Raw genomic sequence first — 15096 nt, 5'->3', positions numbered from 1 at the left:
GCTCCGGGGTCGGATGGGTGCCCCAGGGGCGGGCGTACGGGTGCCCCCGGATCAGCCCCGGACTGCCGGGGCGCGGTCCCGGGTGGTGAGGGCGAGGGCGTGCTCCACCACGGTCGCCAGCACCTCTTTGACCGACTCCCGTTCGCGGGCGTCGCACATCAGCAGCGGCACCCGGTCGTCCAGGTCGAGCGCCGCCCGGACCGTGGCGGCCGGGAAGCGCTCGGCGCCGTCGAAGCAGTTGACGGCCACCAGGAAGGGGATGCCGCGCCGCTCGAAGTAGTCGACGGCGGCGAAGCACTCCGCCAGCCGGCGGGTGTCGGCCAGTACCACGGCACCCAGCGCGCCCTGCGCCAGCTCGTCCCAGAGGAACCAGAACCGGTCCTGACCGGGGGTGCCGAAGAGATAGAGCACCAGCTCGTCCCGGAGCGTGATCCGGCCGAAGTCCATGGCGACCGTGGTGGTGGACTTGGCCTCGACGCCGCGCAGGTCGTCCAGCGGCCGGCCGGCCTCGCTGAGGTCCTCCTCGGTGCGCAGCGGCCGGATCTCGCTGACCGCGCCGACCAGGGTGGTCTTGCCGACCCCGAAGCCGCCCGCCACCAGGAGCTTGAGCGCCACCGGATCGGCCGGCCGCCGGGCGCGCGCCGGACCGGGGAGTCCGCCGGAGCGATCGGGGTCGCCGGGCCGGTCGGGGTCGCCGGAGCTAGAGCGCCCGTAGACCATTGATCACCTCACGCAGAATGCTGACGTCCGGCAGTTCGGCCGGGGGAACGGGGCGGGTCACATGGACCAGGGCGTCCTCGACGAGATCGCCGACGAGGACCCGTACCACTCCGACGGGCAGGTCCAGTCCGGCGGCGAGATCGGCGATCGACCGGGGGAAGTCCCCGCAGCGCTGGACGATCTCCACATGCTCGGGAGAGAGCGTCTGATCGCGGCCCGGATCGGCGGCGGCCGGTTCGGGCACCACCAGGGCGATCAGGTCCAGCCGCTGGCGGGTGGCGGTACTCGTCCGGCCGCGGGTCATCGCGTACGGCCGGACGACCGGCCCGGCGTCGTCGTCGAACCAGTGGTCACCGCCCGGGCCCCGCTCCCCCGGCCGCCCCTGTCGGCCCGCGTCACTCATCGCCTCGCACTCACCCTCCGGTGTGCAGCCCGGTCCGGGGCGCGGTGCCGAGGTGGACGCCCACCCGCTTGACCATCAGCGTCATCTCGTACGCCACCAGGCCCATGTCGGAGTCGGCGTCCGCCAGCACGGCGAGGCAGCTGCCGTCACCCGCGGCGGTCACGAAGAGGAACGCCTCGTCCAGCTCCACCACCGTCTGGCGGACCCGGCCCGCGTCGAAGTGCCGGCCCACGCCCTTGGCGAGGCTGTGGAACCCGGAGGCGACGGCCGCCAGGTGCTCGCTGTCCTCCCGGCCGAGGTCCCGGGAGGCGCCGGTGGCCAGCCCGTCGCCGGAGAGCACCAGGGCCTTCCGGATCGAGCCGACCCGCTCGACCAGTTCGTCGAGAAGCCAGTTGAGCTCGCCGGTCGCGTTGGCGGCTGCGGCGTTCGGTGCGGTCATCGACCGTTCCCTCCCGGTGTCGTTCCTGGTGCTGTCCCGCCACGGCCGCCGGATGCGGTGTCCGTGTGCGGTGGGGTCTGAGTGGATGCGTGCGCGTGCCCGTGGGTGTGCCCGTCCGGTACGGCTTCGGGGGCCTCGTTCTGCCGCCGGCCGCGCTGCCAGCCGCGCTGCATGGCCGCCATCCGCCGGCGTACCTCGTCCGCGTCCCGTTCGGCCCCGCCGTCCGGGTCGGCCGGCCCGGTGCCCGCCACCCCGGGGGACACGGGCTCGGGCGGGGCGGGCAGCTCCCGGAGCTGCGGGATCAGGCTGGCCTGGCGCACCCGGCGGGGCAGGCCGCCGAGCTCCGGGTCCCCCGGCGTGGACCGGCCCGGCGCCGGAGCGGGACGGCCGGGGGGTACGGCTCCGGGCGGTACGGGCCCCGGGGCGGGCAGCTCGGGGCGTACGGGTGGTATGGCGCGGGGCGCGGGCAGTTCGGGCCACGCGGCCCCGGTGGCCGGGGCACCCGGCGCGGCGGGAAGACCGGGGCGGCCCGGACCGGGTTCCGCGGCGGAAGCGGCCGGGGCCTCGGGACCAGGAGTGCCGGGAGCGGCCGGACCAGGGGAGCCACCGGCACCGGAAGCGGCCGGAGCCGGGGGGCCACCGACACCCGGAGCGACCGGGCCCACGGGACCGGGAGCACCCGGAGCGGCCGGGCCCTCGGGACCACCGGAGCCGGGAACGGCCAGGTCCTCCGCACCATGGGCGGGCGGGCCGATCGGGCGGCCGGGGGACGGGTGGGCACGGCCGCGCTCGTACACCCGCTGCCCGTACTCGGCGACCAGGGTCGGGGGGTGGCGGCGGGGCAGCCGCTGCCCGGCCCCCGGGTCGGACGGCTCGGCGGCCTGCTGGTGCTGCCCCGCCCCGGCGCGGCGGGTGGCGAACGCGTCGTCGGTGTCAGCGTCGGCGTACGGCTCCTCCGCGCCCGGCCGGTACGCCTCCGGGTCCGCCGGGCCGCCGGGCCGGGACGGTCGCCGGGGGCCACCGGCGCGGACCGGGCTCCGCCGCTCGCCCGCCGGCGGGGCCGTGGCCCGGTCCAGCCGGAAGCCGCTGCCCTGGGTCTCGGGCGGGTCGGTGAGCAGCGCGGCCGGGATGAACACGACCGCGGTGATCCCGCCGTACGGGGAGGGCTGGAGGGAGACCCGGACGTTCTGCCGCTGGGCGAGGCGGCTGACCACGAAGAGGCCGAGCCGGTCGGTGTCGGACAGCTCGAACTCGGGGGTCTCGGCGAGCCGGAGGTTGGCGTCGAGCAGGGCGTCCGGCGGCATGCCGAGCCCCCGGTCGTCCAGCTCCAGGGTGAAGCCGTTGGCCACCCGCTCCCCGTGCACATGGACCGTGGTGTGCGGGGGCGAGAACACCGTGGCGTTCTCCAGCAGTTCGGCGACGAGATGGGTGAGGTCGGCGACGGCCGGGCCGCCGACCCCGATCCGGGGCAGCCGGCGCACCTCGATCCGCTCGTAGTCCTCGACTTCCGCGACCGCCGCGCGCACCACGTCCATCAGCTGGACCGGGCGGCGCCACTGGCGGGAAGGGGCGGCCCCGGAGAGGATCACCAGGCCCTCGGCGTGCCGGCGCATCCGAGTCGTCATATGGTCCAGCCGGAAGAGGTCGGCCAGTTCCCCGGCGTCCTCGGTGCGCCGCTCCATGGTGTCCAGCAGGGTGAGCTGACGGTGCAGCAGCACCTGGTTGCGGCGGGCCAGGTTGACGAACACCTCGGAGACACCGCGCCGCAGGTCGGCCTGGCGGACGGCCGCCTCGACGGCCGCGCGCTGGAGGGTGTTGAGCGCCTGGCCGACCTGGCCGATCTCGTCCCGCTCGTACTCCAGCCGCGGGACCTCGGTCTCGATGTCGACGTGCTCGCCCGCCGCGAGCCGGCGCATCACGCTCGGCAGCCGTACCCCGGAGACCTCCTGCGCCTCCTTGCGCAGCCGGCGCAGATCGCGGACCAGCCCGCGGCCGACGCGTACGGAGACGACCAGGGAGGCCACCAGGGCGGCGAAGCCGAGCACTCCGGCGATCCCGGCCCTGAGCAGCACGCTCCGGGCGATGGGGGCGACCCGCTCCTCGAAGCGGGCGGCGGCCTCGTCGGTCTCCACCGCGAGCCGGTCCAGCACCGGATCGGCCAGTTCGCGCCACCGCTCGGCACCGGTCCCGGGGTCGTCGGTGGGGCCGGCGGCGATGAGCGCGTTCTCGGTGACCCGCAGCGGTTCGGTGCCGGGGCCGCTCCAGTAGGTGCCGAAGGTGTCGTGTTCGACGGTCGGCAGCAGTTCGAGGTTGGTCTCGTAGAGCACCTGCCGCTTGGCCACCAGATCGGTGAGCGAGCGGGTGTCCTGGGCCGTGAACCGGCCGGTGAGCAGGGAGGAGACCACCAGGGCGTCCTCCTGGGCGAGCATCTCGCGGGCCCGGACCAGGCCCACCAGGGCGCGCGCCTGCTTGTCCATCTCGACGTTCTCCACCGCGTGGAGTGCCATCAGGAAGGCGTAGCAGGGATCGACCAGGTCGTTGTAGTACTCCAGGGCCTGGCTGCGGCCGACGGACCGGGCCTCCACCGAGCGGCGCAGGGTCTCCAGCCCGTCCAGTGTCCCGACGAGCGCGTCCAGCCGGCGGGCCACCCGGGGCGTCATGGCGTCGGCCACCCCGGGGTCCCGGGCGCTCTCCCGGATCACGTCGAGGGCCCGGTCGGTGGCGGCGCGCTCACGCTGCAGCGCCGACAGGGCCTCCGAGGCGCGGGGATCGGCCAGATACACCAGGGACTGCCGGCGTTCCTTCTGCATGACGCGGACGGCCTGCTCGACCGGATAGCCCACCCGCTCCAGCACCTGGCCGACATCCAGCAGTTGCCGGGCCTCGCGCCCGGTCAGCAGGGTGGCGAACCCCCAGAGCCCGGTGAGCGAGAGCAGCGGCACGAGCAGCAGGGCCACGATCTTCCTGCGGATCGACTTTCCGCGAAAGCGCATGGCCTCCCCCAGCTCGCTCCGCCCGGCGCCGATGGTCACATGAACTCACCAACAAACGGCGTGAGCCTACTACCGCACGGGCGACAACTCGAAGGCACGTCCGGGCCTTTTTCGGCCGATGCCTGTCGCTCTCACCAGGACTTGTCCTGGTATCCGAGGAGTTGACAACCAGGCGCCCGTCGGAGCTCTGCCGACGAGGCGTCACTTTTCGACCGTCTTCGGTTGGCCGGATTCTCGCCCTGGGGAATCCCCGGCCCGGGTTCCGGCGTCATGCACAAGGGGGCTGCGGGGAGGGGACTCGCCGGACGGGCGGCGTAAAGCGGCGCGCAAGGGGCAGCCACCAGAAGACGGTCAGTCGTGGGGAGTGGCGGTTCGATGGACAGGTCGGCGAGGTCGGAGACGGACGGGTACCGCGCGCGGTACGAGGGACGCGACCGGTACGAGGGACGCGAGGGATACGAGCGATACGGGTGGTACGAGGGGCTGTACGAACAGTACGAGGGTCACGACGGGCCGCACCGGCGGTACGGGCGGCCCGAGCGGCACGGCGGGCCGCGCGACGGCCGGGCCCGGACCGGCGGGGCCCCGGGCAGAGGCCGGCCGGCGGCCCCGGAGCCGTACGGGGGTGAGAGGTACGGCGCACGGCTGACCGGCGCCGGGCAGCCGGACCGCGAGCGGCCGTACCCCGGGAGCCCGTACGCCGGGCAGCCGGACCGCGAGCAGGCGTACGGCGGACAGCCGCACCACCGGCCGTCGTCCCCCGGGCAGTCGTACGGCGGGCGGGGCACCGACGGCCCGGGTGGCCACCCGGGCGGGGTCCACGGAGCCGGACGGCACCGGGACGGCGCGGAGACCCGTACCACCCGGCGGGAGCTGTGGGTGGAGGAGCCGGTCGGGCGGCGCAGGCTGCCGGACCCGGTGCGTACGGCGGCGGTGCGGGCCGTACTGATCGCGTCCGTGACGCTCATTCAGGCGATGGTCGCCTTCTTCTGCGTCCTCGCGGAGGTCTGGCTCGCCTTCCCCATGGTGCTGAGCGGTGTGGCCTGCACCGTGGTGGCGACCTGGGCGGTGCTGGACGTCTGGGTCACCCGGCAGGTGTGGATGCAGCGGTACGGCGTGGTGTCGGAGCCCAGCAGTACGGCCCGGCGGCTGCGGCGGGAGCGGCGCCGGGCCCGCCGGCTGGCCCGGGCGGCCGCGCGGGAGGCGGCCCGGATACGGCGGCGCCGGGTGGGCCGCCGGCTCTCCCGGGCCTGAAGCCCGGCCGGCCCCGACCGGTCGGCTGCCGCCCCCGGAGCCGACCGGGTGCCGTCCCGCGCGGCCGCCGGGCGGGTCAGCCGTCGGCGGCCGGGTGGCCGGGGGCCCCGCCACCGGCGGCGGAGTCACCGGCGGCCGGGTCGGGACCACTGCCGGGGGCCGGGGCATCGGTCTCCGCACCGGGGGCCGGCGCCGGTACGGGCGGCACCGGACCGGCTGCCGCGCCGGGGTCCGGGACCGCGACCGAGGCGGGCGGCTGGGGCTGGGGCTGGGGACGGGACCTCGCCGGCGGAGCCGGTTCGGCCGGGGTGCGCTTGAACATCCGGGTGGCGGTGATCTCGCCGTGCACCGTCTCCCCCTCGGTGCGCTGCTGCGGCAGCCCCGGCCGCAGATGCTCCTCCACGCTGATGTACTTCAGCCCGGCCCGCAGGTCGGCGTCGTTGCGCAACCGGATGACCAGCGGGAACTCCGCCAGAGCCGTGGTGTCGAAGAGGCCCGTGGTGTAGAGCAGCTGGACACCGAGGGCGTCCGAGACGGCCCGCTGGAGCTCCAGCAGATAGGTGGCGTTGGCCCGGCCGATCGGGTTGTCCAGGAAGAGCGTGCCCGCGTGGCGGTGCTTGTCGCGGCCCCGGTCGTTGCTGCGCAGCGCGGCCATGGTGCAGTACAGCGCGATGGCGGCGGTGAGCAGCTGGCCGCCGGAGAAGACATCGCCCATCTGGCCGACCGGCACCCGCTCGGCCCGGAGCACCGCGTCCGGCTTGAGGATCTCCACCGCGATGCCCTTCGGCTGGAGGGCGGCGTGTACCCCGCGCAGCAGCAGGGACATGCCGTCCCGGCGGAGATCGGAGTTCTTCCGGACGGCCGCGCTGGTCGCCTCGTCGATGACCTCGCCGAGCCGCTCCACCAGCGTCGCCTGGTCCGGCTCCTCGAAGCGGATGCGCAGGAACTCCTGGCCCGACCACTCCCCCAGTCCCTCGGGCAGCCGGGAGAGCCGCTGTGCCGACCGGAGGGTGGCGAGGGCGGACTCGACCAGCCCGCGCAGCCGGTCCACGATCGAGTCGCGGTTGCGCTCCAGCTGGGCCAGCTCGTCGGTGAGCACCCGCAGCCGGGGTGCGAAGGCGTCGGCCCAGGCGGCGGCGTGCTCGGGCAGGGCCGAGGCCGGCAGTTCGCGGATCTGCTGCCGGGCGGGGGTGCGGACCTGCTCGTAGCGGGTGGAGTTGGCGTGCCGTACGAGGACGTCGCAGGCCTCCCGTACGGCGCTGTCGGCGGCGGACAGATCGCCGGAGCAGCCGCGCAGCGAGCGCCGGGCCTCGGCGGCGGCGGTCCGGGCCTCGGCAAGGTCGCCGGGGTAGGGCTCGGGCTCCTCCGGGGCCCCGGCCTCCTCGGGGCGCTCGGTGGTCGGCTCGCGCAGCAGGTCGCGGAGGAGCGCGGCCGTCTCGTCGAAGCCGCCGGCCGCGTCCTCGGCGGCGCGGTGCGCCTGGAGGAGCCGGGCATGGCCGGTCCGGGCGGCCTCCAGGGCCTCGGTGCGGGCGGCCAGTTCACCGGTGGCGGTACGCAGCAGGCCCTGGGCCTGCTCGGCGTCGGCGGGCACCCGCTGCTCGGGCAGCTCGACATGGGCGGCGCCGTCCTCGGGGGCGAGCCGCTCGGCCTCGCCGCGCAGCCGGCCCAGCTTCTCGCTCGCCTCGGTGGCCCGCGTCTCCAGCAGCTGGACCAGCGACTCGGCGCGGGCGGCGGCGGCCTGGCGGGACGGCCCGTCGGCGCCGTCGGTGCCTTCGAGGAGCTGGGCGGCCCGGGTGCGCACCTTGTTGGTCAGCCGCTCCAGCTCACCGAGGGCGGCGCTCTCGTCGCTCTCGGCGCGGGCCTGTTCGGCGCGGAGATCGGCGCCGACGCCGACCTTCTCGTACAGCTGGGAGGCGGCCCGGTACGCCTCGCGGAGGTCGGGCAGCGCGGCCCGGGGCGCGTCGGCGGCCGGTCCCTCGTCGCCCGGGTGCTCCGGGGCGCCGGCGATCTCGGCGCGCTCGGCGCGCAGCGCGCGGGCGGTGCGGTGGGCGTCGTCGGCGGCGCGCTGGGCGGCCCGGCGGTCCTGGTCGGCGGCGCGGGCGCGCTCCAGACAGGACTGGGCCTTCTCCTCCGCCTCGGCGGCCTCGTCGGCCAGCTCCCGCAGCCGGGTCGTCCAGCCGGCCCGCTCGCGGAGCCGGTGGGCGAGACCGGCCAGGGCGTCGGCGGCGCGGCGGGCGCGCTGGGCGGCCTCCTGGCGCTCGTCGCGGACCCGGGCGGTCTCGGCGGCGGCCTCGTCGGCCTCGGCGCGGGCGGTCCGGGCCTCGGCCAGGGCGGCTTCGGCGGCGGTCGCGGTCTCCTCGGCGGCCGTCGCGGCGGCGGCCAGCTCGGCGAGCATCCCGGGCGGGCAGTCGGCACGCCAGGAGCCGATCCGGGCGGCCAGCGAACGGTCACCGGTCAGCCGGGCGGCCAGGGTGCGGATCTCCTCGTCCCGGGCGGTGGCGCGGGCGCGGAGGGCCTGGCGCTCCTCGTCGGCGGCGCCCTCGTCGTGCATGGCCGGGTTCGGCGGCACCAGGAAGACATCCCCTCCGGCCCCCTCGGCGCCGGCGCCTGGGCCGGGCACCGGGGCCAGCAGGGCGGCGGCGGTGCCCACGGCGACGGCCGAGCGGGGCAGCAGGGCGGCCTCGGCCAGCACCTCGCGGGCCCGGGTGTAGGAGACGGCGTCGGTGATGACCACGCCGTCGACCAGCTCGGGCCGGGCGGCGAGCACGGCGGCGTGGTCGGCCGGGTCGACGGCCTGGGCCAGGTAGCGCCAGCCGGGCAGCGCCGGGATGCCCTGCTCGCCCAGGTATTCCACGGTGGCCAGCACATCGGGGCCGGGCGGCAGCAGCCCGCCGTCGCCGAGCGCGCCGAGGATCCGGGCGTCGTCGGCGGCGGCGGTGCGCAGCTCGAAGAGCTTCCGCTCGGCCGACGCCACGCCCCGGTCGAGCAGTTCGCGCAGCTCGTCGGCGCACCCGTCGAACTCCTCGGCGGTGAGCGGCCCGGCGCCGGCCGACCGGTGGGGCGGCGCGGGCTCACCGGCCCGGGCCCGGGCCCCCGGGGCGTCGGCCGGATCCCCGCCCTGGCGGGGCCCGGGGACACCGGGGCCGGCCGGGGCGGCGGGCGCGGGCTCCAGGCTGAGCAGCTCGGCCAGCCGCTCGTCGGCGGCGATGGACTCGGCGGCGCGGCGCTCGGCGTCGTAGGCGTGCCGGGCGTTCCGCGCGGCGTCGGCGGCGCGGGCGGCGCCCAGTTCGGCGCGGGACTCGGCGGCGGCCGCCTCCCTGGCCCGGTCGGCGGCGGCGCGGGCGGCCTCCCGGGCGGTCTCCCAGGCGGCCACGGTGGACTTCTCGGCGTCGCTGGCGGCGAGCGCGGCGCGGGCCGGGTCGGCGTCCGGGGCGGAGTCGTCGAGCCAGCCGGCCCGGACGGCCTCGGCGGTCTCCTGCTCGACCTCGGCGAGGCGCTGGCGCAGATGACCGGCCTCGCTGCGGGCGCGCTGGGCGTCGGTGGCGGCGGCGGTGGCATCCCGGTGGGCGGCCTCGCCGGTCTCCTGGAGGGCGGCGGACCGCTCCTCCTCCTCGTCGGCGTGGAGCTCGCCCGCCTCGGCGGCGGCGCTCAGGGCCCGGACCAGGTCGGCGGCGGCCTCGGCACGGGCGGCGAGCGCGGGAGCGGCGTCCCGCTCGGCCTCCCGGATGGCGGCGGCGACCCGGGCCGAGCGGTCGGCGGCGGCGCGGTGCCGCAGCACCAGTTCGGCGGCCTGCCAGGCGGAGTGCAGGGTGCGGGCGTCGATCAGCTCGCGGCGCTGAGCGGCGGCGCCCTTCTCGGCGGCGGCGAGGGCCAGCGAGGCGTGCCGGTACGCGAGTTCGGCGGCGATCAGGGAGCTGTGGCCGCGCTCCTCCTCGGCCCGGGTGACGGCGTGCGCGGCGGCGGTGACCCGCTGGGCCAGCTCGGCGGCGCGCACCCGCTCCACGCCGCCCCGGGCGGAGAGCCGGCGGGCGAGGGCGCGGGTGCGGCGCTCGGCGCCCGCGTGGACGTCCCGGGCGCGGGCCCGGGTGTCGGCGGCGGTGACGATCCGGCCGAGCAGGTCGACCGAGCCCGCCGTGAAGTCGCGCTCGGCGGTGAGTTCGGCGCGCCGGCCGAGCTTGTTGCCGAAGCCGCCGACCAGGTCCGCGAGGCCGTCGGTGTCCCGGGTGTCGGTGACCGCACGGAGCAGCAGATCGGTGAAGTCGGCGTCCTTCTTGACCGCGAAGAGGCCGGCCGCCTCGCCCTCGTCGGCGTTCATCTCCCGCTGGTAGCGGAAGAGTTCGGGATCGAGACCGAGGTCTCCGAGGTGCTCGTTCCAGCGGTCGTGGATCTCCTCCCAGGTGACGTCGAGATGCGGGTACGCCTTGCCCGCCTCGGTGAGGGCGTCCCGGAATCCCTTCATGGTGCGGCGCCGGCCGCGCGCCCCGGAGGTGCCCTCGGCGGGCGGCCGGACCGAGGTGGCCTCGGCCACCGGCAGCGAGTCCAGGCTGAGCCCCGGCCCGGGGCGGAAGGAGTACCACGCCTCGGCGAACTTGCGCGGGTCGTTGGAGACCTGGCGGCCGCGCCACTCGCTGGCCTTGCCGACCACGATCAGCTCGCCGGTGAGGGTGTGCTGCCACTCCAGCGCGACATGGCCGCAGTCGTCCGCGAGCAGGAACTTGCGCAGCACCCCGGAGCTGGCGCCGCCCAGGGTGTTGCGGTGACCGGGCAGCATCACCGAGAAGATCAGCTTGAGCAGCACGGACTTGCCGCCGCCGTTCTCCAGGAAGAGCACGCCCGCCGGGGCGGGGCGGCGGGGCGGTCCGACCGGCTCCTCCTCGAAGAACTCCGCCTGGGCGGGGGCGGGGTGGGGCACCGGCGCGCCCACTCCGCGCAGATCCAGCACGGTGTCGGCGTAGCGCGCGCCGGCGGGCCCGATGGAGTAGAGGCGGACCCGGGACAGCTCGTACATGTCGGCGGACTCTCAGTCGTCTGGTGGTGCTGTGCGGTGGGGGACGGCGGGTGCTGGGGATGAGCGGCGGGCGGTGGACGGTGGCGCTCAGGGCGCCGGGGCGGTGGTGGGGCGACCCCCGGGGCGCCGGTGGCGTGCGGCGCCGGCCCGTACCGGTGGCCGTGCCCGGACCGGTGCCTGTGCCCGGGCCGGTGACTCGCACGGCGTACGGCGGCGGGGCCGGGGTGCGTACGACAGGGGCGGTGGCACGGGGCGGGGGCGGCGGTACGGCACCGGTGGCGCCTAGGGCGTCGGTGCGGCGTGGAAGGGCAGTCCGGCGTCGGCGGCGAGCTCCAGGTCGTCCCCCTCGGGCGGCGGCAGCAGGGTGGCGGAGCCGTCGGACACCGGGACCACGCCCAGCTCCAGCAGCTCGGCCATGGCGGCGCTTCCCGCCATGTCGCGGACCTGGAGCTGATAGCGGGCGGTGGTGCGGTAGGAGCCGCCGGACTCGTCCCCGGTGCGCTGGAGGAAGCCGGAGTCGGTGAGGAAGGCGACGGCCTTGCCGATGATGCCGGTGGTGGAACCGGCGAGCCGGCGGGCGTCCTTGGTGGCCCCGGTGGAGCTGCGGCGCGCGTAGACCCGCCAGGCGGCCTCCAGACCGGGGACGCCGGTGGCCGGGTCGGTGTTCTCGCCCTGCTCCTCGGCGCGCTCCTCCAGCCGGCGGCACGCCTGGCGGACGAAGGAGTCGACGCCGTTGACGGTGATCCGGCCGATGTACCCGTCGTCCGCGAGGTCCTCGGGGCGGGGGAACGCCAGGGCGGCGACGGCGAGATGGGCCAGCCCGTGCAGGAAACGGTCGGCGGAGTCGGTGGAGGCCCGGCGGGCGTAGTCGCCCATCCGGACGGCGAAGACGGAGTCCTCGGCCGCGGTGACCGCCATCCCGGCGCGCGGCGACACCTCCAGGACGATCAGCCCGAGCCCGGTGGCGACGGCGTCCGCGAGGCGGCCGAAGGCGGGCTCCTCGCGGTACCGGCGCAGCAGGTCGGCGTAGTCGGCGTCCCGGGCCGGGATCAGCTTCGGCTGGAGGCCGAAGGCGACCAGCCGGGCGGCGTCGGCCGCGTCGGCCGGGGTGACCCCGCCCGGGGAGGACACCGGAGCCGCCGGGGGCGCGGGGGCGGCCGGCGCCACCGGGGAGGCCGGGGACGCCGGGGGCGCGGGGGCGGCCGGCGCCACCGGGGAGGCCGGGGACGCCGCGTCCGCGCGGTGGCCGGTACCGGACGGCTCGGGGATGTCCGCCGGGCTGGGCCCGGGCTCCGCCGCCCCGGGGGTGTCCGCGTGCGGGTGACCGGCGCCGGACGGCTCGGGAGCCGGGGACCCGCCGGGCGCTTCCACTCCGGATGCCTCCGCCCCCGGCGTCTCCGCTCCGGAGGCGGCCGATCCGGAGGTGTCCGCGCCGGAGGTATCCGCGCCGGAGGTGTCCGCCCCCGGACCGTCCGTCGCGGGGGCGTCCGGCTCGTGCCACGCGTCGGGGTGCGCTGCGTGGTCGTCGCTCACGGCTGGGGCTCCTTGCTGGGTGCGGTGCTGGAGGTGGTGCTGAGGGTGGTGCGGAACGCGGGGCCGGGGACGGGTCCGGCGGCGGGGCGGGTGGTCATGCGGTGTCCGTACGGTCCGCCGCCATGCCGGCCGCGTCCAGCAGGGCCGTACCGACGATCAGGTCGGCGCCGCCGAACTCCGGGTCGTCCAGCTCGGTGCCGTCGTCCACGGCGAACAGCAGCCGCTCCTCGCCCTGCCGGTAGGCGGTGCCGACCGGGGGGCTGGCCGCGTGAACGGCCAGCAGGGCGACCAGGTAGGGAAGTTCGGCATCGCGCCGGCGGGCGTCCGCGAGCAGCCCGGAGAGCCGGCGTGGAGCGTCGTACTCCAGGCTGAGCAACTCCAGGGCGCTCGCGAGCTGTTCCTCGCTGAACCGACTGTCGTCCGGGGTGGCGATCAGATCCGGCTCGGGCATCTCGGCGCCCAGGTGCTCCCGCTCCTGGGGCGGCGTCAGCAGCAGCTCGACCAGATCGCCCATCCGCACCGAGCCGGGGGTGCGCAGGCCGGTGCCCCGGGCGAAGAAGGCGTCGGTGACCCGGCCGGCCCGCTCCACCGGAAGCGGTAGCAGCGGGGCGAGCAACTGGCCGTAGAGATCCAGCCCGGTGTGGTTGACGGGCTGGGCGAACGCCTGCCGGTCCTGCTCGGCGCGGAAGAGCGGACCGGCCTCCAGCAGCCGGGACTGGAGCTGGGTGTGCCGGCGGATGCAGTCCTTGACGATGTCCACCAGCTCGGCGGCGCGGCGCTTGTGCTCCTGGCCCTCGGCCTCGTCGCGCGCCTTGCGGATGTTGGTGAGGATCGCGTTCTCGTGGCGGTAGCGGTCCGCGACATGGTCGAGCGCCTCCTCGATCATGTCCGGTACGGCGCTGAGCCAGTCGACCGCCCGGACGTTGCGCCGGGTGGCCTCCAGGGTCTTGCGGAGGGTCTCGGCGTACTGCACCGTGCGGTAGCGCGCCTGCTCGGCGGCGAGCTGGGCGTCGGCCAGCCGGCCCCGGCTGATCAGGACCTCCAGCTTGACCTCGGCCGCGATCTGCGCGCTGGTGACATCGGTGTCCAGGGCGCCGACGAGAACGTTGACCGCCTCGTCGGTGGTGCGGAGGTAGACCCCGCCGCCGTACCCCGGGACCTCCTCCACCAGCTTGAAGTCGTAGTCCCGGCGGACGTACACACCGTCGGTGCCGAAGGTGCCGTAGACGGCGCGGAAGCCGCGGTCGACGCTGCCGACGTTGATCAGGTTCTCCAGCACCCAGCGGGCGACCCGCTCGTGCTCTGCGGCGGGCCGCTCCGGCGCCTGGGCGGCCACCCGGGGCAGCAGCCGGGCGATCACCTGCTCGTGGTCGGCACCGGTGTCGAAGTCCATGTTGAGCGTGACCAGGTCGATCGCCGCGAGGGCGACCTCCGCCATGGCGTAGACCGAGTACTCACCCGCCAGATTCGCCTTGCGCGCGTCCAGGTCGTGGAGCGGCGCAGTGCAGGCGAGCGCGCGCAGCCGCCGCGCCAGCCCCTCGTCGGCGGCCGGGCCCTGAGCGGGCCGCGGCCCCGCGCTGAGCTGGGGCGGAACGAATTCCGTCGAGGCAGGCGAAGTCACGGTGCACAGATTAGGTCCTCGCACCGACAACGGTCGAAACGGTGCGGAGACCCCTCCCGGACACCCCCGGCCCGCCGCTGCACGGGGGGGGCGCCGAGCCCCCGTACAACGGCCGGGACACACCCCCCCGTACGACGACCGGGAGTCACCCGCGCGACAGCCGGGAAGTCCCCCCGCAGGACGGCCAGAGGCCCCCGGCACAGCGGTCGGGAACTCCCCCTGGCGACGGCCGGGAAGTCCTCCGTGCGACGGCCGGGGCCCCTGCTCGACGGCCTGGAGACCCCCCTCGCGGCGGCCGGGGAGGCCGTCAGCCCGCCGCCGGGTCCGGCCGCTCCGGGGCCGCCCCGGACAGGGCGCCCGGTGCGGCGGCCATCGCCCTGGTGTACGCCTCGGTGAGCCGGGCGCGGGAGTCGTCGAGGTACCCGGTGAGCAGCGCCTCGGCCGCGTCCCGCTTCCCCGCCCGCAGGGCCTCCAGGATCTCCCGGTTGCGGACGAGGTAGGGCTCGTGGAGGGCGCGGGGGTCGGCCACCACATGGAAGACGAGCCGCAGTTCGGCCAGCACGCCGCGCATCAGCTCGTCCGTGCGGGGGCTGCCGGCGAGGGCGACCAGCTCCCGGTGGAAATGGATGTTGGCGGTGGAGACCTCCCGCCAGTCCCCCACCCCGGCCGCACGCTCCCCGTCGGTCACTGCGCGGGTGAGCCCGCCGAGCGGGTAGGGCGGCTCGCCGAGGCCCCGTACCACCGCGCACTCCACCAGTTGGCGGGTGCGGTAGATGTCGGCCACGTCGGCCACGGCGAGCACCCGGACGAAGACGCCCCGGTTGAGCTCGTGGACCAGCAGCCGTTCATGGGTGAGCAACCGGAACGCCTCGCGCAGGGTGTTCCGCGAGACGCCCAGGGCGCCCCCGATCCCGTCCTCGGAGAGGCGGCTGCCGGGCGGGAAGAAGCCTTCCGCGATCCGGGTGCGCAGAATGTCCGCGACCCGTTCCGCCGTGCTGGTCCGGCCCAGCAGGGCGCGGTCGCCGGACAGTCCGCCCGTCCCGGGATCCGCCGTTCCCGCAGTGCCCACGCGCTCTGTTCCCTTCGCCGCCCCCGTGCCACGCCCGGGCCGCCGTGGAGGCGGCC

The 15096-nt window shown here is 76.5% G+C and carries 9 protein-coding genes; 1 reads left to right on the top strand and 8 read right to left on the bottom strand.

Going from position 1 to position 15096, the window contains the following annotated elements; translation table 11 throughout:
- Positions 1–51 precede the first annotated feature (51 nt).
- The 4 genes from NX801_RS28820 to NX801_RS28805 are packed head-to-tail and all read right to left on the bottom strand — an operon-like array spanning position 52 to position 4555.
- Positions 52–720: a GTP-binding protein gene (locus tag NX801_RS28820; protein ID WP_258790887.1), complete on the bottom strand. Its 669-nt coding sequence runs from the start codon at positions 718–720 to the stop codon at positions 52–54.
- A complete protein-coding gene (locus NX801_RS28815) occupies positions 701–1123 on the bottom strand; it encodes a DUF742 domain-containing protein (RefSeq protein WP_258790886.1) in 423 nt (140 codons plus the stop codon). Before NX801_RS28815 ends, NX801_RS28820 begins: the two co-directional genes overlap by 20 nt.
- A 10-nt stretch (positions 1124–1133) precedes the next feature.
- Positions 1134–1562, bottom strand: coding sequence for a roadblock/LC7 domain-containing protein (locus NX801_RS28810; protein ID WP_258790885.1), 429 nt, complete (start codon positions 1560–1562; stop codon positions 1134–1136).
- On the bottom strand, positions 1559–4555 hold the full coding sequence (locus tag NX801_RS28805; RefSeq protein WP_258790904.1) for a sensor histidine kinase: 2997 nt from the start codon (positions 4553–4555) through the stop codon (positions 1559–1561). Before NX801_RS28805 ends, NX801_RS28810 begins: the two co-directional genes overlap by 4 nt.
- A gap of 873 nt (positions 4556–5428) precedes the next feature.
- On the opposite strand from NX801_RS28805, the gene NX801_RS28800 reads away from it, so the two are divergent.
- Positions 5429–5809, top strand: coding sequence for a hypothetical protein (locus NX801_RS28800; protein WP_258790903.1), 381 nt, complete (start codon positions 5429–5431; stop codon positions 5807–5809).
- A gap of 76 nt (positions 5810–5885) precedes the next feature.
- On the opposite strand, the gene NX801_RS28795 is transcribed toward NX801_RS28800, so the two are convergent.
- The 4 genes from NX801_RS28795 to NX801_RS28780 all read right to left on the bottom strand — a co-directional run bounded on the left by NX801_RS28795 (position 5886) and on the right by NX801_RS28780 (position 15040).
- Positions 5886–10817, bottom strand: a complete 4932-nt coding sequence (locus NX801_RS28795) for a coiled-coil domain-containing protein (RefSeq protein WP_258790884.1) — start codon at positions 10815–10817, stop codon at positions 5886–5888.
- A 282-nt stretch (positions 10818–11099) separates the two neighbouring features.
- Positions 11100–12029: a hypothetical protein gene (locus NX801_RS28790; RefSeq protein ID WP_428986263.1), complete on the bottom strand. Its 930-nt coding sequence runs from the start codon at positions 12027–12029 to the stop codon at positions 11100–11102.
- A 415-nt stretch (positions 12030–12444) separates the two neighbouring features.
- Complete coding sequence (locus NX801_RS28785; RefSeq protein ID WP_258790883.1) at positions 12445–13971, bottom strand: hypothetical protein; 1527 nt, start codon at positions 13969–13971, stop codon at positions 12445–12447.
- Between the two features lie 307 nt (positions 13972–14278).
- Positions 14279–15040, bottom strand: a complete 762-nt coding sequence (locus NX801_RS28780) for a GntR family transcriptional regulator (protein WP_258790882.1) — start codon at positions 15038–15040, stop codon at positions 14279–14281.
- Positions 15041–15096: the final 56 nt, after the last annotated feature.

Source organism: Streptomyces pyxinae, from assembly GCF_024756275.1.
Taxonomy (GTDB): Bacteria; Actinomycetota; Actinomycetes; order Streptomycetales; family Streptomycetaceae; genus Streptomyces; species Streptomyces pyxinae.
The sequence above is the reverse complement of the archived record's forward strand: the minus strand, read 5'-3'. Positions and strand labels throughout refer to the sequence as shown.